General features: G+C 53.6%; 21 protein-coding genes and 1 riboswitch. Of the genes, 10 read left to right on the top strand and 11 right to left on the bottom strand.

Annotated features, from left to right (window positions below; genetic code table 11):
- Window positions 1-22 precede the first annotated feature (22 nt).
- A complete protein-coding gene (nudC, locus tag ACWWFX_RS23035) occupies window positions 23-796 on the bottom strand; it encodes an NAD(+) diphosphatase (protein ID WP_473224858.1) in 774 nt (257 codons plus the stop codon).
- Window positions 797-892: 96 nt separating this feature from the next.
- Between nudC and rsd the strand changes: the two genes are divergently transcribed.
- The 10 genes from rsd (at window position 893) to ACWWFX_RS22985 (ending at window position 9,634) form a co-directional block, all read left to right on the top strand.
- Window positions 893-1,381 carry a sigma D regulator gene (gene rsd / locus ACWWFX_RS23030; RefSeq protein ID WP_473224857.1) on the top strand — a complete coding sequence of 163 codons (489 nt, stop codon included), beginning with the start codon at window positions 893-895 and terminating at the stop codon, window positions 1,379-1,381.
- A gap of 50 nt (window positions 1,382-1,431) precedes the next feature.
- Window positions 1,432-1,541: riboswitch (TPP riboswitch) on the top strand.
- An 86-nt stretch (window positions 1,542-1,627) separates the two neighbouring features.
- Entirely contained in the window at window positions 1,628-3,523 is a 1,896-nt protein-coding gene (gene thiC / locus ACWWFX_RS23025) for a phosphomethylpyrimidine synthase ThiC (protein ID WP_473224856.1), read from the top strand.
- Window positions 3,523-4,158 (top strand): thiamine phosphate synthase, encoded by a 636-nt coding sequence (gene thiE, locus ACWWFX_RS23020; RefSeq protein ID WP_276224686.1) that lies wholly within the window; start codon window positions 3,523-3,525, stop codon window positions 4,156-4,158. Before thiC ends, thiE begins: the two co-directional genes overlap by 1 nt.
- Window positions 4,151-4,903, top strand: coding sequence for a HesA/MoeB/ThiF family protein (locus ACWWFX_RS23015; RefSeq protein ID WP_276224685.1), 753 nt, complete (start codon window positions 4,151-4,153; stop codon window positions 4,901-4,903). Before thiE ends, ACWWFX_RS23015 begins: the two co-directional genes overlap by 8 nt.
- Complete coding sequence (gene thiS, locus ACWWFX_RS23010) at window positions 4,887-5,087, top strand: sulfur carrier protein ThiS (protein WP_276224684.1); 201 nt, start codon at window positions 4,887-4,889, stop codon at window positions 5,085-5,087. The genes ACWWFX_RS23015 and thiS overlap by 17 nt, the downstream gene beginning before the upstream one ends.
- A gap of 1 nt (window position 5,088) precedes the next feature.
- Window positions 5,089-5,859 (top strand): thiazole synthase, encoded by a 771-nt coding sequence (gene thiG, locus ACWWFX_RS23005; RefSeq protein WP_276224683.1) that lies wholly within the window; start codon window positions 5,089-5,091, stop codon window positions 5,857-5,859.
- Window positions 5,856-6,986 carry a 2-iminoacetate synthase ThiH gene (gene thiH / locus ACWWFX_RS23000; RefSeq protein WP_276224682.1) on the top strand — a complete coding sequence of 377 codons (1,131 nt, stop codon included), beginning with the start codon at window positions 5,856-5,858 and terminating at the stop codon, window positions 6,984-6,986. Before thiG ends, thiH begins: the two co-directional genes overlap by 4 nt.
- Window positions 6,987-7,290: 304 nt before the next feature.
- Window positions 7,291-8,832: a sensor domain-containing diguanylate cyclase gene (locus tag ACWWFX_RS22995; protein WP_473224855.1), complete on the top strand. Its 1,542-nt coding sequence runs from the start codon at window positions 7,291-7,293 to the stop codon at window positions 8,830-8,832.
- A 181-nt stretch (window positions 8,833-9,013) separates the two neighbouring features.
- Entirely contained in the window at window positions 9,014-9,319 is a 306-nt protein-coding gene (locus ACWWFX_RS22990; protein ID WP_108477138.1) for a PTS sugar transporter subunit IIB, read from the top strand.
- A gap of 6 nt (window positions 9,320-9,325) precedes the next feature.
- A complete protein-coding gene (locus ACWWFX_RS22985) occupies window positions 9,326-9,634 on the top strand; it encodes a PTS lactose/cellobiose transporter subunit IIA (RefSeq protein ID WP_473224854.1) in 309 nt (102 codons plus the stop codon).
- A 43-nt stretch (window positions 9,635-9,677) separates the two neighbouring features.
- Here ACWWFX_RS22985 and dcuB read toward each other — a convergent pair whose 3' ends face one another.
- The 10 genes from dcuB to ACWWFX_RS22935 all read right to left on the bottom strand — a co-directional run.
- Window positions 9,678-11,018, bottom strand: a complete 1,341-nt coding sequence (gene dcuB, locus ACWWFX_RS22980) for an anaerobic C4-dicarboxylate transporter DcuB (protein ID WP_015966387.1) — start codon at window positions 11,016-11,018, stop codon at window positions 9,678-9,680.
- A gap of 281 nt (window positions 11,019-11,299) precedes the next feature.
- On the bottom strand, window positions 11,300-15,523 hold the full coding sequence (gene rpoC, locus ACWWFX_RS22975; protein ID WP_473224853.1) for a DNA-directed RNA polymerase subunit beta': 4,224 nt from the start codon (window positions 15,521-15,523) through the stop codon (window positions 11,300-11,302).
- A 76-nt stretch (window positions 15,524-15,599) separates the two neighbouring features.
- Window positions 15,600-19,628: a DNA-directed RNA polymerase subunit beta gene (rpoB, locus tag ACWWFX_RS22970; protein WP_327622015.1), complete on the bottom strand. Its 4,029-nt coding sequence runs from the start codon at window positions 19,626-19,628 to the stop codon at window positions 15,600-15,602.
- Between the two features lie 320 nt (window positions 19,629-19,948).
- On the bottom strand, window positions 19,949-20,314 hold the full coding sequence (gene rplL / locus ACWWFX_RS22965; RefSeq protein ID WP_006176746.1) for a 50S ribosomal protein L7/L12: 366 nt from the start codon (window positions 20,312-20,314) through the stop codon (window positions 19,949-19,951).
- 66 nt (window positions 20,315-20,380) lie between these two features.
- Entirely contained in the window at window positions 20,381-20,878 is a 498-nt protein-coding gene (gene rplJ / locus ACWWFX_RS22960) for a 50S ribosomal protein L10 (protein ID WP_002438625.1), read from the bottom strand.
- 300 nt (window positions 20,879-21,178) lie between these two features.
- Entirely contained in the window at window positions 21,179-21,883 is a 705-nt protein-coding gene (gene rplA, locus ACWWFX_RS22955) for a 50S ribosomal protein L1 (RefSeq protein ID WP_276224678.1), read from the bottom strand.
- Window positions 21,884-21,886: 3 nt separating this feature from the next.
- Window positions 21,887-22,315, bottom strand: coding sequence for a 50S ribosomal protein L11 (gene rplK, locus ACWWFX_RS22950; protein ID WP_015966392.1), 429 nt, complete (start codon window positions 22,313-22,315; stop codon window positions 21,887-21,889).
- A 155-nt stretch (window positions 22,316-22,470) separates the two neighbouring features.
- On the bottom strand, window positions 22,471-23,016 hold the full coding sequence (gene nusG, locus ACWWFX_RS22945) for a transcription termination/antitermination protein NusG (protein ID WP_003862341.1): 546 nt from the start codon (window positions 23,014-23,016) through the stop codon (window positions 22,471-22,473).
- Window position 23,017: 1 nt separating this feature from the next.
- A complete protein-coding gene (gene secE / locus ACWWFX_RS22940; RefSeq protein ID WP_003862342.1) occupies window positions 23,018-23,401 on the bottom strand; it encodes a preprotein translocase subunit SecE in 384 nt (127 codons plus the stop codon).
- A gap of 222 nt (window positions 23,402-23,623) precedes the next feature.
- The coding region (locus ACWWFX_RS22935) for an EF-Tu C-terminal domain-related protein (protein WP_446661267.1) at window positions 23,624-23,766 on the bottom strand (143 nt) is incomplete at its 5' end.

Genomic DNA, 23,766 nt, shown 5'->3' with positions numbered 1-23,766 from the left:
TCACGCCAGTGTAACATGAGTGTCACTCATACTCTGCCCGGCAGAGTGCGACAGTATCTTCAATGAGTCGACGGGCGACGGTTCCCGGCGGCGGCAGTAACGGTAAATTGTCATAGCGATACCAGTTGGCTTCCAGCAACTCTTTGGGGTCGATCACGATATCGCCGCTGTCATACTCGGCCATAAACGCGGTCATCAGTGATTGCGGGAACGGCCACGGTTGGGAGGTGACATAACGCAGGTTTTTGATTTTTATACTGCTCTCTTCCATCACTTCGCGCGCGACGGCCTGCTCCAGCGTTTCGCCCACTTCAACGAACCCAGCCAGCACGGTGTGTACGCCGTTGCGATGACGCGTATGCTGCGCCAGCAGGATGGTGTCATCGCGACGAATGGCGACGATGATGCAGGGCGCGATTTGCGGATAGTAGCGTTGACGGCAGTGGTCGCACAGCATCGCCCATTCGGTTTTGCTGGGGTGCATGGTATGCCCACAGTAGCCGCAGAATTTATGCGAGCGGTAGAACTCCGCCAGCTGCACGCCGCGCCCGGCGAGTTGAAACAGCCCGGCATCCTGGTCGAGAATTTGCCGCAGCGAGCCCATATCATGACGACGCTGTTGCTGAATCAGCCACACCGGCGAGCCTTGCCATTCACCAATCAGCAGCGCGCGTTGCCCCGCAAGGTCGAATTTTCCCGCTTCGCCCCAGGGTAATTCTCCGCCCGGCAGCCATAATTTTTGCTCATGGCTGACGACCCACCAGCCGATGTCTAATTTTTCAATTATACGATCCATATCTATTGCACTACCTTTGCTTCACTGGCATGTTATTTACATTATCGTTACATCTTAGTGCGCAGTCTTTAAATCCACTTGTGCGGAGTCAATCACATGTTAAACCAGCTCGAAAGCCTGACGGAGCATGTTGGAGGCAGTAACAAACTGGTCGACCGCTGGCTCAACATACGCAAGCAATTGCTTGTCGCTTATTCCAACCTGATTGGGATTAAGCCTGGCAAAGAATCGTTTATACGGCTGAATGAAAAAGCACTGGATGATTTTTGTCAGCGACTGGTGGACTACCTCTCCTCCTGCCACTTCAGTATTTATGAACGCATTCTCCATAAATTGGAAGGCGACGCCGCGCTTTTAACGGCCACTAAAATCTGGCCCAGGCTGGAAGCCAACACCCAGTTGATTATGGACTATTACGACTCCAGCCTGGAGACGGCCATCGATCACGATAATTGCTTTGAATTTCAACAAGCATTGTCGGATATCGGCGAGGCGCTGGAGGCACGTTTTGTGCTCGAAGATAAGCTCATCATGCTCGTGCTGGATGCGATGCACGATAGCCCCGGGATCAAACGTCCCGCTTGAGATTTTACGCATTAACGCGTAGTTTACATTCATCGTCCCATTTATGGGGCTACATCTTGTCGGAGTGCCACGTGTGAAAACACAGGCTGAGACCGTTAATTCGGGATCCGCGGAACCTGATCAGGCTAATACCTGCGAAGGGAACAAGAGTAATTCAGCTTTATGCCTCTGCCTTCACGGGCGCTGTGCATCCATTACTCCATCCGTCGTCTGACAAGCCATATCCTTTTTTATTTGGTATGCGCTATGTCTACAACAAAACTGACTCGCCGTGAACAACGCGAACAGGCTCAACGCTTTATTGATACTCTGGAAGGCACCGCTTTCCCTAACTCGCGCCGTATTTATCTCGCAGGTACACAGCCTGGCGTACGCGTGCCGATGCGCGAAATTCAGCTTAGCCCCACGCTCATTGGCGGCAGCGAGGATAATGCGCAGTACGAAGAGAATGAAGCGATCCCGGTGTATGACACCTCCGGCCCCTACGGCGACCCAGCCGAAAAAATCGATATCCGCCAGGGCCTGGCAAAACTGCGCCAGCCGTGGATTGACGCGCGCGCCGATAGCGAAACCTTAACGGCGCGCAGCTCCGCCTATACTCAGGCCCGCCTCGCGGACGAATTTCTCGACGAATTGCGCTTCACCGGCCTGTTGACGCCAAAACGCGCGTGTCCCGGCAAGCGCGTCACCCAACTCCATTATGCTCGTCGGGGGGTAATCACCCCGGAGATGGAATTTATCGCCCTGCGCGAAAATATGGGGCGCGAGCGCATTCGCAGCGAAGTACTGCGCCAGCAGCATCCGGGGCAAAGCTTCGACACGCTGCTACCACAAAACATCACGCCTGAGTTTGTCCGTGCCGAAGTGGCGGCAGGTCGGGCGATTATCCCGGCCAATATTAACCATCCGGAATCGGAACCGATGATCATCGGGCGTAACTTCCTGGTGAAGGTGAACGCCAATATCGGTAACTCCGCAGTCAGCTCCTCGATTGAAGAAGAGGTGGAAAAACTGGTGTGGGCAACGCGCTGGGGCGCCGATACGGTGATGGACCTCTCCACCGGGCGTTACATCCACGAAACCCGCGAATGGATCCTGCGCAACAGCCCGGTACCAATCGGCACCGTGCCGATCTACCAGGCGCTGGAGAAGGTCAATGGGATCGCCGAGGATCTGAGCTGGGAAGCGTTCCGCGATACGTTGCTGGAACAGGCCGAACAGGGCGTAGACTACTTCACCATTCATGCGGGCGTGCTGCTGCGTTACGTGCCGATGACCGCCAAACGCCTGACCGGTATTGTGTCGCGCGGTGGCTCAATCATGGCGAAGTGGTGCCTCTCGCATCATCAGGAAAACTTCCTTTATCAGCACTTCCGCGAAATTTGTGAAATTTGCGCCGCCTATGATGTATCGCTGTCGCTGGGCGACGGCCTGCGTCCTGGCTCAATTCAGGATGCCAACGATGAAGCCCAGTTTGCAGAACTTCACACGTTGGGCGAATTGACCAAAATCGCCTGGGAATATGACGTGCAGGTGATGATTGAAGGGCCCGGCCATGTGCCAATGCAGATGATCCGCCGTAATATGACCGAAGAGCTGGAGCACTGCCATGAAGCGCCGTTTTATACGTTAGGGCCGCTCACCACCGATATTGCACCAGGCTACGACCATTTCACCTCCGGGATTGGCGCGGCGATGATTGGCTGGTTCGGCTGCGCGATGCTCTGCTACGTCACGCCAAAAGAGCACCTCGGCTTACCGAATAAAGACGATGTGAAGCAAGGACTTATCACTTACAAGATCGCCGCCCACGCGGCAGACCTGGCAAAAGGCCACCCCGGCGCGCAGATTCGCGATAACGCCATGTCTAAAGCACGCTTTGAATTCCGCTGGGAAGATCAGTTTAACCTGGCGCTCGACCCCTTCACCGCTCGCGCCTATCACGATGAAACACTGCCGCAGGAATCGGGCAAAGTTGCCCATTTCTGCTCGATGTGCGGCCCCAAATTCTGCTCAATGAAAATCACCCAGGAAGTTCGCGATTACGCGGCAAAACAGGCCGCAGAGACCGGGATGAACGAGATGTCTGGTCAGTTCCGCGCCCGGGGTGGCGAACTCTATATCCCTCAGGAGAATTTATAATGTACCAGCCTCATTTTCCCCCGGTTCCTTTCCGTTTGGGCCTCTACCCGGTTGTTGATAGCGTGGAGTGGATCGCACGTTTGCTGGAAGCGGGCGTACGCACCATTCAGTTACGCATTAAGGACAAACACGACGACGAGGTCGAGGCCGATGTGGTTGCCGCGATAGATCTCGGCCGTCGCTATAACGCGCGTCTGTTTATCAACGACTACTGGCGTCTGGCGATTAAACACCAGGCTTATGGCGTGCATCTGGGGCAGGAAGATCTGGAAACCACCGATCTCGACGCGATTCGCGCGGCCAACTTACGGCTTGGCGTATCGACTCACGATGATATGGAAATTGACGTGGCGCTGGCGGCGCAGCCTTCGTACATCGCGCTGGGTCACGTGTTCCCAACGCAAACCAAGCAGATGCCCTCCGCGCCGCAGGGGCTGGAACAGCTCGCCGCGCATATTAAACGCCTGGACGATTACCCCACCGTCGCCATTGGCGGAATTAGCCTTGAACGTGCGCCGGCAGTGCTGGCGACGGGCGTTGGCAGCATCGCCGTCGTGAGCGCGATTACGCAAGCCGCAGACTGGCGCGATGCCACCGCGAAACTGCTGGCGCTGGCGGGAGTGGGCGATGAATGATCGCGATTTCATGCGCTACAGTCGCCAGATGTTACTGGAGGATATCGCCGTGGAGGGTCAGCAAAAACTGCTCGCCAGCCGGGTGCTTATCGTCGGGCTCGGCGGCTTAGGCGCGCCTGCGGCGCTGTATCTTGCCGGTGCGGGCGTCGGCACGCTGGTGCTTGCCGACGATGACGAGGTGCATCTGAGTAATCTGCATCGTCAGATTGCCTTTACCACGCCCGACATCGCGCGCTCAAAAGCAGAGGCAACGCGCGCGCGACTGGCGGCGTTAAACCCGGATATCACTCTCACAACGATCGCCCAACGGCTGGCGGGCGATGCGCTAAAGCAGGCGGTGCACGACGCGGATCTGGTGCTTGATTGCACCGATAACATGGCGACGCGCCAGGCGATCAACGCGGCCTGCGTGGCGCTGAACACGCCGCTGATTACGGCCAGCGCGGTGGGGTTCGGTGGGCAGATGATGGTACTGACACCGCCGTGGACGCAAGGCTGTTACCGCTGTCTGTGGCCCGATGACGCCGAACCGGAACGCAACTGCCGCACGGCAGGCGTGGTCGGCCCGGTCGTGGGCGTAATGGGTACATTGCAGGCACTGGAAGCCATCAAGCTGTTAAGCGGTATGCCCACCAGCAATACCTTGCGTCTGTTTGACGCACGCGCCCACCAGTGGCGAAACCTGGCGCTGCATCGCGCGGCGGGCTGCCCGGTTTGTGGAGGCCGTCATGCAGATTCAGTTTAATGACGAATCCATGCAGTGTGCGGAGGGGCTCTCCGTCAGCGCCCTGCTCACCCAACTGGAACAGTTAAAGCCGGGCGTCGCGCTGGCGCTCAATCAGCAAATCCTGCCGCGCGAGCGTTGGGAACATCACATTGTGCAGGACGGCGATCAGATCCTGCTTTTTCAGGTTATAGCCGGGGGCTGACATGTTACGCATTGCCGATAAAATCTTTGATTCTCACTTATTTACGGGTACCGGAAAATTCGCATCATCGAAGGTGATGGTCGATGCCATTCGCGCATCGGGCAGTCAGCTTGTCACGCTGGCGATGAAGCGCGTCGATTTGCGTCAGAATAACGATGCCATTCTGGAACCGCTGCGCGAAGCGGGCGTCACGCTGCTGCCGAATACCTCCGGCGCAAAAACGGCGGAAGAAGCAGTATTCGCCGCGCAGTTAGCCCGTGAAGCGCTGGGCACAAACTGGCTGAAGCTGGAAATTCACCCTGACGCACGCTGGCTGTTGCCCGACCCGATCGAAACCCTGAAAGCCGCTGAACTGCTGGTGAAAGACGGTTTTGTGGTGCTGCCGTACTGCGGCGCAGATCCGGTATTGTGTAAGCGTCTTGAAGAAGCGGGATGCGCCGCCGTGATGCCGCTGGGTGCGCCGATTGGTTCGAATCAGGGGCTGGAAACCCGCGCGATGTTAGAGATTATCATCGCTCAGGCGAATGTTCCGGTAGTGGTTGATGCGGGCATTGGCGTGCCGAGCCACGCCGCGCAGGCGCTGGAGATGGGTGCCGACGCGGTGCTGGTGAATACCGCCATTGCCGTCGCCGATGATCCGGTAATGATGGCACACGCGTTTCGTATGGCAGTCGATGCCGGTATTCTGGCACGCCAGGCAGTACCGGGCGCACGCCGCACGCACGCCGTCGCCACCAGCCCGTTAACCGGTTTTCTGGAGGCCAGCGTATGAGCGCCTTTAGCGATCGCTGGCGCGAGCTCAACTGGGACGATCTGCGCCTGAAAATCAGCAGTAAAACCGCGGCCGACGTTGAGCGCGCGCTGGCCGCCAGTCATCTGACGCGCGACGATATGATGGCGCTGCTCTCTCCCGCCGCCGCCGATTATCTTGAACCGCTGGCGCAGCGCGCACAGCGACTCACCCGTCAGCGCTTCGGCAACACCGTGAGTTTTTACGTACCGCTGTATCTTTCGAACCTGTGCGCCAACGACTGCACTTACTGTGGTTTCTCCATGAGTAATCGCATCAAGCGTAAGACGCTGGACGAAACTGAAATCGCCCGCGAATGTGCCGCCATCCGCGCCATGAATTTCGAGCACCTGCTGCTGGTGACCGGCGAGCATCAGAGTAAAGTCGGGATGGACTATTTTCGCCGCCATCTTCCCGCCATCCGCAGCCAGTTTTCCTCGCTACAAATGGAAGTGCAGCCGCTCTCTACCGAAGAGTATGCTGAGCTGAAAACGCTGGGGCTGGATGGGGTGATGGTGTATCAGGAGACCTACCACGAGGCGCAGTACGCCCATCATCATCTGAAAGGCAAAAAGCAGGATTTCTTCTGGCGGCTGGATACGCCGGACCGCCTGGGCCAGGCAGGGATTGATAAAATCGGCCTCGGCGCGCTGATTGGCCTGTCGGACAGCTGGCGGGTGGATTGCTTTATGGTGGCTGAGCATTTGTTGTGGCTTCAGCACCACTACTGGCAAAGCCGCTACTCTGTCTCCTTTCCCCGCCTGCGTCCGTGTGCAGGCGGCGTAGAACCCGCGTCCCTGATGGATGAAAAGCAGCTGGTACAGGTAATTTGCGCGTTTCGCCTTTTCTCACCGGAAATTGAGCTGTCGCTCTCCACCCGCGAATCGCCCTGGTTTCGCGACAACGTGATCCCCCTGGCAATCAACAACGTTAGCGCGTTCTCAAAAACGCAGCCCGGCGGTTATGCCGACGATCACCCTGAACTGGAACAATTTTCCCCGCACGATGCCCGCCGACCGGAAGCGGTGGCAGATGCCCTGCGCGAGCGTGGTTTACAGCCAGTATGGAAAGACTGGGACGGCTGGCTGGGACGCGCCTCGCAACCCTGAGGAGAGTGATGTAAGCGCATGATGTTGTCTGCGAAGAGACTCGCAGCGCAGCACATTGCGCGTTGTTGAAAAGCACGTGGCGGAATACGCTAGCCCTCGTCAGCAGGATGTTGACCAGGGCGGCTCTTCCTTCCTCTACCGCCCTGCCTCTCTTACGCTTTTAAGATAATCGGCAACTATTTTTGCGTCTCTGATTTGATTACCCTATAAACAATAAGGAAAGCATAACTTTTATATATCGCCGCACAACACCCCCTGGCCCCTTATACTTTTGCCATTCACCTTCTGGAACGAAGAAAACGTTATGAGTACTCATAGCAGGAAACTGTCGTTTACCACGCCGATAATCATCAGTTTCGCGGGTATCCTTTTGAGCTTCCTGGTCATTGCCACCCTCGTGATGCTCAATCAGCGTAAAGATATCATTGAGGATTACCACCATATCAACCGTAACTTCACCCACAACATGGCGGTGAATTACATGGAATCTATCCTGCGCGAAGATGATTATATTTTAAGCCGCGCGACGACCTTTTTATCGAACAATGAACAGCTGGATAACGTCGTTAATCGCGATCCGGAGAAAGGCACTGAGCTCATGATGCACCTGCTGGCGCTGATGCCGACGGTAACGTCCATCTCTGTCGCCGACCCTCATGGGAATTATTTGCGCGTCCCGCAGGTTATGGCGACATCCGACAGCGGGGAGTTCAATGCCACAACGCGTCCCTGGTTCCGGGCGCAGGGTGACTCTGGGTTATTTGCGCGCTATACGCAGCCCTATACGGACTACTTTACCCGCGAAACCACCATTACTATGGCCAAGCCTGTCGTTTCTCCGGATGGGAAATTGAAAGGAACGCTGGCATTTCACCTGGATTTGCCGTCAATGAGTTATACCCTGCGACAAATGCAATCACCGGTCAGCGGGGAATTTTTTGTGGTTAACCGCGATGGCAAGGCCGTGCTTCACCCGGATACCACCCGCCTGTTCAGTAATATTGTGCCTGAGACGCTGATGGACCAAATGACCAATGCGGAAGGGGAAATACACGACGGCAAGAGCAAAACCTGGCTCTACTATTACTCGTTCACCAATCCCGACTGGTTCGTCATTTATAAAGTCTCCGACCATACGCTCGCCGACCTCGCCCATCATGAAACGGTTATTGTGGCCTGGGGATTTGCCGTCGCCGCCTTTGTCATCATCGTCTTTGCCCTCTATTTGCGCCACGCCTCGCGCACCGTGCTAATGAATATCATCAATGCCATTAAAACGGGCGACGTAAACCGCGCGCCCCGGCTGGAAGCGATGTTAAGCAAAGCCATTGAAACCAATAAAGAACGCGAAATTGCCTACGTCCGCCAGGCCACAATTGATGCCCTGACCGGCTGTAAAAACCGTCGCGCCTTCGACAGCGATATCGCCGCGCTGATGAACGATCACCAGCCGTTCGCATTAGCGCTGGTAGATATCGATAACTTCAAGTCGATCAATGATACCTGGGGTCACCTGAACGGCGATATCGTGCTGCGCAACGTCGCGCGCGAAGGGATACAAATTCTGCAACCGCATGAGATATCGATTTATCGCTATGGCGGTGAGGAGTTCGCCGTTATTTTTCCGGCAACGTATATCGATTCTGCCCGTACCCTGCTGGAAAACTGGCGTGAGAAAGTCGCGCAACGCACGTGGCGTGAAGAGGGGCTCAGCGTGACCTTCAGCGGCGGACTGGGCGAATGGAATATGGAATCGCTGGAGCAACTGATTGTTAGCGTTGATGAAGCGCTTTATAAAGCAAAACAGCAAGGGAAAAACCGGATTTTGCGCACGACCGTGGCCTGATTTCCCTTCCACTCAATGAGCCCACCGTCGTGGGCTTTTTTTACACCGCCAGCAAAAATGTAACCGGTTTCAGTTTTTTCAGCCTTTCTTTGTGATGGCTTACACACAATCGCCGCAAAGCAGTTGTTGAACCCCCTCTCCCGCGATAAAGATGTGACATCAAGGAACATGAGGGCGAATTATGAAGAACATCGTTTTATGCTGTGCTGCAGGTATGTCCACCAGTATGCTGGTTCAACGTATGAAAGACGCAGCTCAGAAGAAAGGTATTGAGGTTTCCATCAAGGCCGTGCCGGTCGCGGAGTTTAAAGACAATCTCAATGAAGCCGACATCATCCTGCTTGGCCCACAGGTCAAGTATGAGCAAGCTAAGCTGCAGGCGCAGGCCGATCCGCTGGGCAAAAAAGTCGCGGTTATCGACATGATGGATTACGGCATGATGAAAGGTGATGCCGTTCTGGAAAAAGCCCTCAAACTGATGGAGTAAGCTGGCATGGAAGATTTGGAAACCACCATTATGGAGCTGCTGGTGAACGCTGGCGCTGCGCGTAGTGCTGCATTAACCGCGTTACAGCTGGCGCGTAAAGGCGATTTCACCGGTTCAGAAAAAGCGATGGCGGAGTCACACGACTACGTGAAGCATGCACACACCATTCAGACCCAGCTTATTGGTCTGGATGAAGGCACCGGTAAATTACCGGTAAACCTGATTACCGTTCACTCTCAGGACCATCTGATGAACGCGATGGTGATTCAGGATTTAGCGACGGATATGATTGAACTCTATCGTCGTACCACGTAATCAAACGCAGTAAAGCAGGTGCCGTAAGGCACCTGCTTTTTTATTACAGAAAACCGTACAGCCCGGCGAATACCCAGCCGAATACGCACGAGACACTCACGCCAATCAAGCCCGGCAGAATAAAGCTGTGGTTAATCACGAAGCGACCAATGTGCGTGGTGCCTGAACGGTCAAACTGAATCGCCGCCAGGTCGCTGGGATAGGTTGGCAGAATATAGTAACCGTAGCAGGCAGGCGCTGATGCCACGATATACGCGGGATCCACGCCAATCGCCAGCGCAACCGGAACGATCGCCGCCAACGCTGCCGCCTGTGAGTTCACGAATTTCGAGACCAGCAGCAGTACAATCGCATAGGCCCACGGATACTCCTTCACCATTTCGCCTAACACGCCTTTAATTTCAGACATGTGCGCGCCGAACATGGTTTCCGCCATCCAGGCGATGCCGTACACCGCAACAATCGCAATCATGCCCGAACGGAACACTTCGTTTTTGGAAATCGACGCCGGGTTAGTTTTGGTGATGATGATGATCAGCGCGCCGGAGAGCAGCATAAACATCTGGATGACCAGCACCATCGACAATGGCTTACCATCAAAGGCCGGACGCAGTTCTGAAAATGCCCCCAGCAGTGCCACTACCGCAATGGATGCCAGGAAGATCCACATCGCCACCCAGTTACTGGTGGGGAGTTTTTTATCTAAAAGCGTCGCCGTATCGCCATACACATAGTGGCGGTTTTCCGGCACGGCAATAAATTCCTGGAAGGTCTGGTCTTTATCTAAATCCTTTCCGCGGAACCAGCTGAAAATACCAATCGCCAGAATGCCGAGTAGCGTTGAGGGGATAGTAATGGATAAGAGATCGAGGAATTCGAGATGCTTGCCGTTGAAGGTGAAATTACCAAGCATCGCCACTAATGACACCACGGCAACCGAGACCGGGCTGGCAATAATGCCCATCTGCGCGCCGATAGAACTCGCCGCCATAGGACGTTCCGGCCGGATATTATTTTTGATCGCCACATCGTAAATAATTGGCAAAATGGTATACACGACATGCCCGGTACCGCAGAGAATGGTCAGTGTACAGGTCACGAAAGGCGCGACGATGGAGACATATTTCGGGTTACGTCGCAGAAGTTTTTCGGCAATTTGCAGCATCACATCTAAGCCGCCGGAAGCCTGAAGCGTTGCCGATGCGGCCACCACGGCAATAATCACCAGCATCACATCGACAGGCGGTTTACCCGGCTGAAGATGAAAAACAAAGACCAGAATAACCAGCCCGATGCCGCCCAAAAGCCCCAGCGCAATACCGCCCTTTCTCGCGCCGTAGAACAAACAAATTAAGATGATAATAAGTTGTATAGCAAATTCCATGCATCCCCCAAATCCTGTCCGTTAATATCCGCTATTTTGTCGAGCGCTGATTTTTGTTGTTTGGATTTCCTCCTTTGCCTTTTTCAGGGCAAATAAACCCCGTCCGACGGTGCTGTGCCGGGTCTGTAAGTCATTCATTTGATTGCTATGGTGCTTCGACTATATCCACTTTATAAATGTGGTTTTTTGATATGCGTAGAATTTTTAGCCATTGATTTTTTACAGATATAAAAAAAGCCAGCCGGGAAACCCGACTGGCTTTTTAAGCGCTACCTTAACGATTACTCGTTATCGGAACCGCCCAGGCCTGCGTTCAGCAGTTCTGCCAGGCTGGCAGACGCTTCTTCCGCACTCACCTGCTGAGTAGCAGGAGCTTCACCTGCTGCACGGCGGCGAATACGATCCTGGTGGTACGCATAACCGGTACCAGCCGGGATCAGACGACCTACGATAACGTTCTCTTTCAGGCCACGCAGTTCGTCGCGTTTACCCGCAACGGCTGCTTCGGTCAGGACACGAGTTGTCTCCTGGAACGATGCCGCAGAGATGAAGGACTCGGTTGCCAGAGACGCTTTGGTGATACCCAGCAGGTCGCGGGAGAATGTCGCCGCAACTTTGCCGTTCGCTTCCAGTTCGCGGTTAGCGATCTTGACGCGAGAGTATTCAACCTGTTCGCCTTCCAGGAAGTCGGAGCTACCTGCGTTTTCGATGGTGGCTTTACGCAGCATCTGACGAACGATAACTTCAATGTGTTTATCGTTAATCTTAACGCCTTGCAGACGGTATACGTCCTGAACTTCGTTGGTGATATAACGCGTTACCGCGTGTACGCCACGAAGACGCAGGATGTCGTGCGGCGCTTCCGGACCGTCGGAAACTACGTCACCACGTTCTACACGTTCACCTTCGAACACGTTGAGCTGACGCCATTTCGGAATCATCTCTTCGTACGGATCGCTACCGTCTACCGGGGTGATAACCAGACGACGTTTCCCTTTGGTTTCTTTACCGAAGGAAATGATGCCGCTGATTTCAGCCAGGATTGCCGGCTCTTTCGGACGACGTGCTTCGAACAGATCCGCAACGCGTGGCAGACCACCGGTGATATCCTTGGTACCGCCGGATTCCTGTGGAACACGGGCCAGGGTGTCACCAGAACTGATCTGAATGCCATCTTCCAGCTGAACAATCGCTTTGCCCGGCAGGAAGTACTGAGCAGGCATATCGGTACCTGGGATCAGAACGTCGTTACCGTTCGCATCAACAATTTTCAGCGCCGGACGCAGATCTTTACCACCCGCGGTACGTTCTGCGGAATCCAGAACTACCAGAGAAGACAGACCGGTCAGTTCGTCAGTTTGACGCGTAATGGTCTGGCCGTCGATCATGTCAGTGAAGCGAATAAAGCCGCTTACTTCGGTGATAACCGGCATGGTGTGCGGATCCCAGTTTGCAACGGTTTCGCCGCCAGCAACCTGTTCGCCATCACCTTTCGCCATAACAGAGCCGTAAGGCACTTTATAGCTTTCTTTGGTACGGCCGAATTCGTCGATCAGTTTCAGTTCGGTGTTACGCGAGGTGATAACCAGTTTACCGCTGGAGTTCACAACCGACTTCGCATTGCTCAGACGGATGCTACCTTTGTTTTTCACCTGGATGCTGGATTCAGCAGCCGCACGCGATGCCGCACCACCGATGTGGAACGTACGCATGGTCAGCTGTGTACCCGGCTCACCGATGGACTGTGCCGCGATAACGCCGATAGCTTCACCTTTGTTGATGATGTGGCCACGCGCCAGGTCACGACCGTAGCAGTGCGCACATACACCAAAGTCGGTGTCACAGGATACGACGGAACGAACTTTGACGGAGTCAACGGAGTTCTCTTCCAGCAGGTCACACCAGTGCTCGTGCAGCAGCGTGTTGCGTGGAACAAGAATGTCCGCCGTACCCGGCTTCAGAACGTCTTCAGCGGTTACACGACCCAGTACGCGATCGCGCAGCGGCTCTTTAACGTCACCACCCTCGATAACCGGGGTCATGGTGATGCCTTCCAGCGTGCCACAATCGTCTTCGGTAACAACCAGATCCTGCGCCACGTCAACCAGACGACGGGTCAGATAACCGGAGTTCGCTGTTTTCAGTGCGGTATCCGCCAGACCTTTACGAGCACCGTGGGTCGAGATGAAGTACTGGAGTACGTTCAGACCTTCACGGAAGTTCGCGGTGATTGGCGTTTCGATGATGGAGCCATCCGGCTTCGCCATCAGACCACGCATACCTGCCAGCTGACGAATCTGTGCTGCAGAACCACGCGCACCGGAGTCGGCCATCATGTAGATGCTGTTGAAGGAAACCTGCTGCTCTTCTACGCCGTCACGGTTAATCACGGTTTCGGTTTGCAGGTTATCCATCATCGCTTTGGATACACGATCGTTCGCCGCAGCCCAGATATCGATAACTTTGTTGTAGCGTTCACCCGCGGTAACCAGACCAGACTGGAACTGTTCCTGGATCTCAGCAACTTCAGCTTCCGCTTCGCTGATGATCTCGTATTTTTTCTCCGGGATGACCATGTCATCGATACCAACGGATGCACCTGAACGCGCTGCATAAGCAAAGCCGGTGTACATCGTCTGGTCCGCAAAAATAACGGTCGGTTTCAGGCCCAGAATACGGTAGCAGGTGTTCAGCATTTTGGAGATCGCTTTCTTACCCAGAGCCTGGTTCACGATAGTGAACGGCAGACCTTTAGGTACGATCATCCACAGAATGGCACGGCCAACGGTCGTGTCTTTCAGGCTGGTTTTAGCAACAAACTCGCCGTTTTCATCTTTTTCGTATTCGGTGATACGCACTTTAACGCGCGCATGCAGAGAGGCCAGGCCAGCGCGATAAATACGCTCAGCTTCTTTCGGGCCAGTCAGCACCATGCCTTCGCCTTTGGCGTTAACACAGTCACGGGTCATGTAGTACAGACCCAATACAACGTCCTGAGACGGAACGATGATTGGCTCGCCGTTCGCAGGGGACAGGATGTTGTTGGTAGACATCATCAGCGCACGCGCTTCCAGCTGGGCTTCCAGCGTCAGCGGTACGTGAACAGCCATCTGGTCACCATCGAAGTCGGCGTTGTATGCCGCACAAACCAGCGGGTGAAGCTGAATAGCTTTACCTTCGATCAGAACCGGTTCAAACGCCTGGATACCCAAACGGTGCAGAGTTGGTGCACGGTTCAGCATAACCGGGTGTTCGCGGATAACTTCGTCCAGGATATCCCAAACGACAGCTTCTTCGCGCTCAACCATTTTCTTAGCGGCTTTGATGGTGGTGGCGAGGCCACGCAGTTCCAGCTTGCCGTAGATGAACGGTTTGAACAGCTCCAGTGCCATTTTCTTCGGCAGACCGCACTGATGCAGACGCAGGTATGGACCTACGGTGATTACAGAACGACCGGAGTAGTCAACACGCTTACCGAGCAGGTTCTGACGGAAACGACCCTGTTTACCTTTGATCATGTCGGCCAAAGATTTCAGAGGACGTTTGTTAGAACCGGTGATCGCACGACCGCGACGACCGTTATCCAGCAGGGCGTCGACCGCTTCCTGCAGCATACGTTTTTCGTTGCGTACGATGATGTCCGGCGCAGCCAGATCCAGCAGACGTTTCAGACGGTTGTTACGGTTAATGACGCGACGATACAGATCGTTCAGGTCAGAAGTCGCGAAACGACCACCATCCAGCGGAACCAGCGGACGCAGATCTGGCGGCAGTACCGGCAGAACGGTCAGGATCATCCACTCTGGTTTGTTACCAGACTGAACGAACGCTTCCAGCAGTTTGATACGCTTGGTCAGCTTTTTACGCTTGGTTTCGGAGTTGGTTTCGTTCAGCTCTTCACGCAGAGTTTCACACTCTTGCTCCAGATCCATGCTTTTCAGCAGGGCCTGAATAGCTTCCGCACCCATCTTCGCGTCGAATTCGTCACCGAACTCTTCCAGCGCGTCCAGATACTGTTCTTCGGTCAGAATCTGGTTACGTTCCAGGTTCGTCATACCGCCTTCGATAACCACATAGGATTCGAAGTACAGAACACGTTCGATATCACGCAGCGGCATATCCAGCAGCAGGCCGATACGGGACGGCAGCGATTTCAGGAACCAGATGTGCGCAGTCGGAGACGCCAGCTCGATGTGGCCCATACGCTCACGGCGTACTTTAGTCTGGGTCACTTCAACGCCGCACTTCTCACAGATCACACCACGGTGTTTCAGGCGCTTGTACTTACCGCACAGGCACTCGTAGTCTTTTACCGGCCCAAAGATACGGGCGCAGAAAAGGCCGTCACGCTCAGGTTTGAACGTACGGTAGTTAATGGTTTCCGGCTTTTTAACTTCACCGAAAGACCATGAACGGATCATGTCTGGCGATGCCAGAGCAATTTTGATCGCATCAAACTCTTCGGTTTTAGTCTGCGCTTTCAGAAACTTTAATAAATCTTTCACGGATTTGCTCCCGTCGGAGTTAGCACAATCTGGTGCTGGCTGTTACGCCAGCACCAGTGACCTGTTTGAGCGAGAGTTACTCGTCTTCCAGCTCGATGTTGATACCCAGCGAACGGATCTCTTTCAACAGTACGTTGAAGGATTCCGGCATGCCCGGTTCCATCTGATGGTTACCGTCTACGATGTTTTTATACATCTTAGTACGGCCATTCACGTCATCAGACTTAACGGTGAGCATTTCCTGCAGGGTGTATGCCGCGCCATATGCTTCCAGCGCCCACACTTCCATCTCCCCGAAGCGCTGACCACCGAACTGCGCCTTACCACCCAGCGGCTGCTGAGTAACCAGGCTGTAAGAACCGGTAGAACGCGCATGCATCTTGTCGTCAACCAGGTGGTTCAGTTTCAGCATGTACATGTAACCGACGGTTACCTGACGCTCGAACTGCTCACCCGTACGGCCGTCGAACAGTGTGATCTGACCGGAAGTCGGCAGGCCACCCAGCTGCAACAGCTCTTTGATTTCAGACTCTTTCGCACCGTCGAAGACCGGCGTTGCGATCGGCATACCTTTTTTCAGGTTCTCAGCCAGACGCAGAACTTCTTCATCGCTGAAGGTGTTCAGGTCAACTTTCTGACGAACGTCGGCGCCCAGATCGTACGCACGCTGGATGAATTCGCGCAGTTTCGCGACTTCCTGCTGCTGTTTCAGCATGGCGTTGATCTTATCGCCGATACCTTTCGCAGCCATACCCAGGTGGGTTTCGAGGATCTGACCGATGTTCATACGAGACGGTACGCCCAGCGGGTTCAGTACGATATCTACCGGCGTACCGTTAGCATCGTGCGGCATATCTTCGATCGGGTTGATCTTAGAAATTACACCCTTGTTACCGTGACGACCTGCCATTTTGTCACCAGGCTGGATACGGCGTTTAACGGCCAGGTATACCTTGACGATTTTCAGCACGCCCGGTGCCAGATCGTCGCCTTGGGTGATTTTGCGGCGTTTCGCTTCGAGTTTTTTCTCGAACTCGTGTTTCAGTTCGTCATACTGCTCAGCCAGCTGTTCCAGCTGATTTTGTTTCTCTTCGTCGGTCAGGCCGAGTTCCAGCCAGCGATCGCGAGGCAGTTTGTCGAGCTTCTCAGCTTCAACGCCACCGGCAACCAGCACAGCGTAAATACGGCTAAACAGGCCAGCTTCGAGGATCTGCAGTTCTTCAGACAGGTCTTTCTTCGCCTGTTTGAGCTGCATTTCTTCGATTTCCAGCGCACGTTTGTCTTTTTCCACGCCATCGCGGGTAAAGACCTGAACGTCGATAACGGTACCAGACACGCTGTTCGGCACGCGCAGAGAAGAGTCTTTAACGTCAGACGCTTTCTCACCGAAGATCGCACGCAGCAGCTTCTCTTCTGGGGTCAGCTGGGTTTCACCTTTCGGCGTTACCTTACCAACCAGAATGTCGCCACCGGTCACTTCTGCACCGATATATACGATACCGGATTCATCCAGTTTGGAGAGCGCAGCTTCACCCACGTTCGGGATGTCGGCGGTGATCTCTTCCGGCCCCAGCTTGGTGTCACGGGACACACATGCCAGTTCCTGAATGTGGATGGTAGTGAAACGATCTTCCTGAACAACACGCTCGGATACGAGGATGGAGTCTTCGAAGTTGTAACCGTTCCATGGCATGAATGCCACGCGCATGTTCTGACCCAGCGCCAGTTCACCGAGGTCGGTGGACGGGCCATCAGCCAGCACATCACCACGATCAACCGGCTCACCCAGAGATACGCAAGGCATCTGGTTGATACAGGTGTTCTGGTTAGAGCGGGTGTATTTGGTCAGGTTATAGATGTCGATACCTGCTTCGCCCGGGTACATCTCGTCTTCGTTAACTTTGATAACGATACGGGAAGCATCCACGTACTGAACGGTACCGCCACGCTTAGCAACTGCAGTAACACCGGAGTCAACGGCAACAGCACGTTCCATACCGGTACCAACCAGCGGCTTATCAGAGCGCAGGGTCGGAACCGCCTGACGTTGCATGTTCGCACCCATCAATGCACGGTTGGCGTCATCGTGTTCCAGGAACGGGATCAGGGACGCACCGACGGATACCACCTGTTGGGTGGATACGTCCATGTAGTCAACCTGGTCACGGCTGAACAAGCTGGATTCGCCTTTGCTACGGCAGGTTACCAGGTCTTCTACGAAGTGGCCTTCATCGTCCAGGTTGGAGTTCGCCTGAGCAATAACGTAGTTGCCTTCTTCGATAGCAGACAGGTAATGAATTTCATCAGTTACCACACCGTCGGTCACTTTACGATACGGCGTCTCGAGGAAGCCATATTCGTTAGTCTGTGCGTACACGGAGAGGGAGTTGATCAGACCGATGTTCGGACCTTCAGGCGTTTCGATTGGACATACGCGACCGTAGTGAGTCGGGTGTACGTCTCGAACTTCAAAGCCTGCGCGTTCACGGGTCAGACCGCCTGGGCCGAGTGCGGAGATACGACGTTTGTGCGTAATCTCAGACAGCGGGTTGTTCTGGTCCATAAACTGAGACAGCTGGCTGGAACCGAAGAACTCTTTCACTGCTGCAGAAATCGGTTTGGCGTTGATCATATCCTGAGGCATCAGGGTATCGAGATCGCCCAGAGACAGACGCTCTTTCACCGCACGCTCTACACGTACCAGACCAACGCGGAACTGGTTTTCCGCCATTTCGCCAACGGAACGGATACGACGGTTACCGAGGTGGTCGATATCATCGACTTCGCCTTTACCGTTACGGATATCGATGAGCTTTTTCATCACTTCGATGATGTCTTCTTTGCTCAGGATACCGGAACCTTCGATTTCGTCGCGCAGCAGAGAACGGTTGAACTTCATACGACCAACCGCAGACAGGTCATAGCGGTCTTCGGAGAAGAACAGGTTCTCAAACAGGCTTTCAGCTGCTTCACGAGTCGGCGGCTCACCCGGGCGCATCATGCGGTAGATTTCTACCAGCGCGCTCAGACGATCGTTGGTTGGGTCAACGCGTACAGTCTCAGAGATGTACGGACCGTGGTCCAGATCGTTGGTGAACAGCGTTTCGATACGTTTGTGGCCAGACTGGCTCAGCTTAGCCAGCAGATCCAGGCTCAGCTCCATGTTAGCCGGGCAGATCAGCTCGCCAGTCGATTCGTCAACGTAGTCTTTAGACGCAACTTTACCAGCAATGTACTCAACCGGAACTTCGATATGTTTGATATCGTCTTTTTCCAGCTGGCGAATGTGGCGCGCAGTAATACGGCGGCCTTTTTCAACGTACACTTTACCGTTAGCTTCGATGTCAAAGGATGCGGTTTCACCACGCAGGCGTTCCGGCACCAGTTCCATCTGCAGCTTGTTGTCGCGAATTTCGAAAACAACTTTCTCAAAGAACAGGTCAAGGATCTGCTCAGTGGTGTAGTTCAGCGCACGCAGAATGATGGTCGCAGGCAGTTTACGGCGACGGTCAATACGTACGAACAGGTTGTCCTTCGGATCGAATTCGAAGTCCAGCCAGGAACCACGGTAAGGAATGATGCGCGCGTTATACAGCACTTTACCCGAAGAGTGGGTTTTCCCTTTGTCGGAGTCAAAGAAGACGCCCGGACTACGGTGCAGCTGAGAAACGATAACACGCTCAGTACCGTTGATGACAAAGGTACCGTTGTCAGTCATGAGCGGAATTTCACCCATGTAGACTTCTTGTTCTTTAATGTCTTTTACGGTGCCTTCCGGCGCTTCGCGCTCGTAGATCACCAGACGCAGTTTTACGCGCAGCGGTGCGGAATAGGTCACGCCACGGATCTGACATTCCTGGACGTCAAACACCGGTTCGCCAAGGCGGTAGCTGACGTATTGCAGCTCGGAATTACCGCTGTAGCTCTGAATCGGGAATACGGAACGGAAGGCTGCTTCCAGACCATACTGCCCTTCAGGATCTTGCTCGATGAACTTCTGAAACGAGTCAAGCTGGATAGAAAGGAGATAAGGCACATCCAGTACTTGTGGACGTTTACCAAAATCCTTACGAATACGTTTTTTCTCGGTATAGGAGTAAACCATTAGGGTTCCTCAGCTCGCTGACAAGTCGACCCATCTGCCCAATTGAATGGCAGTTTGTGCAACACTATTTTGTTGACCGGAAAATGGAACACTTTCCGCAATGCTTGTTGCTATCACGCTTAAATCATTTCGTTGCGATTTACACAGAGCGAGCACCCTGTCGCAGTATATTAAGTCGTCGATAGAAACAAGCATTGTCAGGACAACCAGTAGTCAAACAGTGTGAAACGCTACTGGCGCCTTACAGCGCAAAAAGGCTGGTGACTAAAAAGTCACCAGCCATCAGCCTAATTGCTCAGGCTGCAACCGGAAAGGTTGGCTTATTTAACTTCAACTTCAGCGCCAGCTTCTTCCAGGGATTTTTTCAGTGCTTCTGCGTCGTCTTTGCTCACGCCTTCTTTCAGAGCGGCCGGAGCAGATTCAACCAGGTCTTTCGCTTCTTTCAGACCCAGGCCAGTTGCGCCACGTACTGCTTTGATTACAGCAACTTTGTTAGCGCCAGCAGCTTTCAGAATTACGTCGAATTCAGTTTTTTCTTCAGCAGCTTCAGCCGGGCCAGCAGCTACAGCTACAGCAGCAGCAGCGGAAACACCGAATTTTTCTTCCATTGCAGAGATCAGTTCTACAACGTCCATTACGGACATAGCGGCAACTGCTTCAATGATTTGATCTTTAGTGATAGACATTTAAATTGTTCCTGAAAATCAGAATAAGTTTATACGTAAGCGAATACTTGATAAAGATAACTGCGATTAAGCAGCTTCTTTCGCATCGCGAACAGCAGCCAGAGTGCGAACCAGTTTGCCAGCCGAAGCTTCTTTCATGGTTGCCATCAGGCGTGCAATTGCTTCTTCGTAGGTCGGCAGGGTTGCCAGGCGATCGATTTGCGATGCCGGGATCAACTCACCTTCAAAGGCTGCAGCTTTGACCTCAAATTTTGCATTCGCTTTCGCGAACTCTTTGAACAGACGAGCAGCAGCGCCCGGGTGTTCCATAGAGTATGCAATCAGGGTCGGACCAACGAACGCGTCTTTCAGGCACTCAAACTGAGTACCCTCAACAACACGACGCAGCAGGGTGTTACGAACAACACGCATGTATACGCCGGCTTCGCGACCTGCTTTACGCAGTTCGGTCATTTTGTCTACAGTTACGCCGCGGGAATCCGCAACTACTGCAGACAGCGCGCCTTTGGCTACTTCGCTGACTTCAGCAACAATCGCTTGTTTGTCTTGAAGATTTAAAGCCATTAGCTTTGCTCCTGGATGTTTGCCAGGGCTCATGCCCTGGAACTCACTTCACTCCTCCAAAATGGAGAGAGCGTCTTAAATACGGTGAGCAGAAACAAGCCAAAGAGTACTTTAAAAAATAATCTTAGCGTTCTGTCACCGTCTACGCAGGGGATTAAGTTTCTTGCGAAACTCCTGCGGTCTTCGACGGAGGCCTGGATAGGCCAGGCTCCAACGAACAAATCTTTTAGCCGCTAACAATTAATTGTTAGCAAACGTGGGGGTAAGATTGTAGACAAAATCACCGCCCACGTAAAGGCATTAGTTTGCAGCAGCGCTCAGGCCAGCCTGGTCAACTGCAACACCTGCACCCATGGTGGTGGAGATGCTAACTTTCTTGATGTACACGCCTTTCGCCTGAGTCGGTTTTGCTTTTTTCAGCGCAACCAGCAGAGATTCCAGGTTTTCTTTCAGTTTGTCAGCGTCAAAGTCCACTTTACCGATGGTGGTGTGGATGATGCCGTTTTTGTCGTTACGATAACGAACCTGACCTGCTTTAGCGTTCTTAACCGCTTCAGCAACGTTAGGCGTTACAGTACCAACTTTCGGGTTTGGCATCAGGCCGCGCGGGCCCAGAACCTGACCCAGCTGGCCAACAACGCGCATTGCATCCGGGGAAGCAATAACAACGTCGAAGTTCATTTCGCCTTTTTTGATCTGGTCAGCCAGATCTTCCATACCTACCAGTTCAGCGCCTGCAGCTTTAGCAGCTTCAGCGTTTGCGCCCTGGGTAAATACGGCAACGCGAACGGAACGGCCAGTACCGTGCGGCAGTACAGTTGCACCACGTACGTTCTGGTCAGATTTACGAGCGTCGATGCCGAGGTTAACAGCAACGTCAACGCTTTCGTTGAATTTAGCAGTGGCCAGCTCTTTCAGCAGAGCAATAGCTTCGTTGATGTCGTACTGTTTAGTTGCATCAACTTTTTCACGGATCACGCGCATACGCTTGGTCAGTTTAGCCATTTCTTAATCCTCCACTACCAGGCCCATGGAACGTGCAGTACCTTCAATGGAGCGAGTCATCGCTTCAATGTCGGCGCCAGTCATGTCGGCAGCTTTGGTCTGCGCGATTTCCTGCAGCTGAGCGCGAGAAATTTTACCAACTTTCTCTTTGTTCGGCTTACCGGAACCAGACTTAATACCAGCCGCTTTTTTCAGCAGAACTGCTGCCGGCGGAGTCTTGGTGATGAAGGTGAAAGAACGGTCAGCGTAAACGGTGATAACAACCGGAATCGGCAGACCTTTTTCGATGGAATCAGTTTTTGCGTTGAACGCTTTGCAGAATTCCATGATGTTCACACCCTGCTGACCCAGTGCTGGACCAACCGGCGGACTCGGGTTTGCCATACCAGCTGCAACCTGCAGCTTAACGTAGGCTTGTACTTTCTTAGCCATTGCAATTTCCTCTAAGTGGGTAATAGCGCCTCAATGAGGCTCCCCGTGATAAATATCGTTTTACGGGCTGTGCCCGTAAAAACAAAAGGCGCGAAATTGTATGCCAATTTCGCGCCCCATGCAACGATTAAATCGCTGCTTTTTTGATCGCTGCGTTACGCTTTTTCTACCTGCGCGAAGTCCAGTTCTACCGGAGTCGCACGACCGAAGATAGAAACAGATACTTTCAGGCGAGACTTCTCGTAATCCACTTCTTCAACGACACCGTTAAAGTCGGCAAACGGACCGTCGTTAACGCGAACCATCTCACCCGGTTCGAACAGCGTTTTCGGACGCGGCTTATCACCAACCTGCTGCAGGCGGTTCATAATCGCATCAACTTCTTTGTCGCTGATCGGCGCCGGACGGTCAGAAGTACCGCCGATGAAGCCCATTACGCGCGGCACGCTACGCACAAGGTGCCAGCTCGCATCGTTCATGACCATCTGGACCAGAACGTAACCCGGGAAGAATTTGCGCTCGCTTTTGCGACGCTGGCCGCCACGGATCTCAACGACTTCTTCAGTCGGGACCATGACTTCGCCAAACAGCTCTTCCATGTTGTGTAATTTGATGTGCTCACGCAGCGAAGTGGCTACGCGGCCTTCAAAACCGGAAAACGCCTGAACGACGTACCAGCGCTTTTTAGGTGCTTCAGACATCTTAGAACCTCAGGCCAGTGATAAAAGAGACCAGGCGAACCAGAATACCATCCAGTCCCCACAGGATCAGCGACATTACCGCGGTAACCGCAGCAACAATAAGCGTAGTATGCAGTGTTTCCTGGCGAGTCGGCCAGATAACCTTGCGAACTTCAGTACGCGCTTCACGTGCAAACGCAACGGTCGCTTTTCCTTTTGTCGTTAACAGCGCGACACCACCCGCTGCAGCAATAAGAATTACTACGGCCAGCGCGCGCAATGGCAGCATCATGTCACGATAAAGATAGTTGCCGACGATAGCCACAATCAGCAGCACCGCAACCACAACCCACTTCATCGCTTCCAGGCCGCGCCCGCTCCCTTGAGCTTCGGTATTCGCACTCATAAACCAACCTGTCAGAAGAATTCTACAAACATTTTCACCCCGCGGGTGCGAGGCGATCCAAACCGAAAGTAAGTTTCGGACTCAACGCCCTCTTCAGAGCCTGTCTCAGCAATGATTATGACAAATAAAATCACTGATGAGCCAGGTTCTGCTTCGAAAGCGTACAAAAAGGGCATCAAATGATGCCCTTTTATTGCGCATTGCGTCAAATGTTATCAGCAATTAGCTCATTACTTTGGCAACAACGCCCGCGCCAACGGTACGGCCGCCTTCACGGATTGCGAAACGCAGACCGTCGTCCATCGCGATCGGGTGGATCAGGGTAACAACCATTTTGATGTTGTCGCCCGGCATTACCATCTCTA

The sequence above is a fragment of the Pseudocitrobacter sp. 2023LY-00077 genome (assembly GCF_055796175.1).
Note: the sequence above shows the minus strand (reverse complement) of the source record. Positions and strands in the feature narration are given on the sequence as shown.

Excerpts from the sequence above, each read along its gene's own strand:
- rplK (WP_015966392.1), bottom strand. The coding sequence starts at position 22,315 with ATGGCTAAGAAAGTACAAGCCTACGTTAAGCTGCAGGTTGCAGCTGGT.
- rpoB (WP_327622015.1), bottom strand. The coding sequence starts at position 19,628 with ATGGTTTACTCCTATACCGAGAAAAAACGTATTCGTAAGGATTTTGGT.
- rsd (WP_473224857.1), top strand. The coding sequence starts at position 893 with ATGTTAAACCAGCTCGAAAGCCTGACGGAGCATGTTGGAGGCAGTAAC.
- nusG (WP_003862341.1), bottom strand. The coding sequence starts at position 23,016 with ATGTCTGAAGCACCTAAAAAGCGCTGGTACGTCGTTCAGGCGTTTTCC.
- rplA (WP_276224678.1), bottom strand. The coding sequence starts at position 21,883 with ATGGCTAAACTGACCAAGCGTATGCGCGTGATCCGTGAAAAAGTTGAT.
- rplL (WP_006176746.1), bottom strand. The coding sequence starts at position 20,314 with ATGTCTATCACTAAAGATCAAATCATTGAAGCAGTTGCCGCTATGTCC.
- thiC (WP_473224856.1), top strand. The coding sequence starts at position 1,628 with ATGTCTACAACAAAACTGACTCGCCGTGAACAACGCGAACAGGCTCAA.
- secE (WP_003862342.1), bottom strand. The coding sequence starts at position 23,401 with ATGAGTGCGAATACCGAAGCTCAAGGGAGCGGGCGCGGCCTGGAAGCG.
- rplJ (WP_002438625.1), bottom strand. The coding sequence starts at position 20,878 with ATGGCTTTAAATCTTCAAGACAAACAAGCGATTGTTGCTGAAGTCAGC.
- thiE (WP_276224686.1), top strand. The coding sequence starts at position 3,523 with ATGTACCAGCCTCATTTTCCCCCGGTTCCTTTCCGTTTGGGCCTCTAC.
- thiS (WP_276224684.1), top strand. The coding sequence starts at position 4,887 with ATGCAGATTCAGTTTAATGACGAATCCATGCAGTGTGCGGAGGGGCTC.
- ACWWFX_RS23015 (WP_276224685.1), top strand. The coding sequence starts at position 4,151 with ATGAATGATCGCGATTTCATGCGCTACAGTCGCCAGATGTTACTGGAG.
- thiH (WP_276224682.1), top strand. The coding sequence starts at position 5,856 with ATGAGCGCCTTTAGCGATCGCTGGCGCGAGCTCAACTGGGACGATCTG.
- dcuB (WP_015966387.1), bottom strand. The coding sequence starts at position 11,018 with ATGGAATTTGCTATACAACTTATTATCATCTTAATTTGTTTGTTCTAC.
- nudC (WP_473224858.1), bottom strand. The coding sequence starts at position 796 with ATGGATCGTATAATTGAAAAATTAGACATCGGCTGGTGGGTCGTCAGC.
- thiG (WP_276224683.1), top strand. The coding sequence starts at position 5,089 with ATGTTACGCATTGCCGATAAAATCTTTGATTCTCACTTATTTACGGGT.
- ACWWFX_RS22995 (WP_473224855.1), top strand. The coding sequence starts at position 7,291 with ATGAGTACTCATAGCAGGAAACTGTCGTTTACCACGCCGATAATCATC.
- ACWWFX_RS22985 (WP_473224854.1), top strand. The coding sequence starts at position 9,326 with ATGGAAGATTTGGAAACCACCATTATGGAGCTGCTGGTGAACGCTGGC.
- ACWWFX_RS22990 (WP_108477138.1), top strand. The coding sequence starts at position 9,014 with ATGAAGAACATCGTTTTATGCTGTGCTGCAGGTATGTCCACCAGTATG.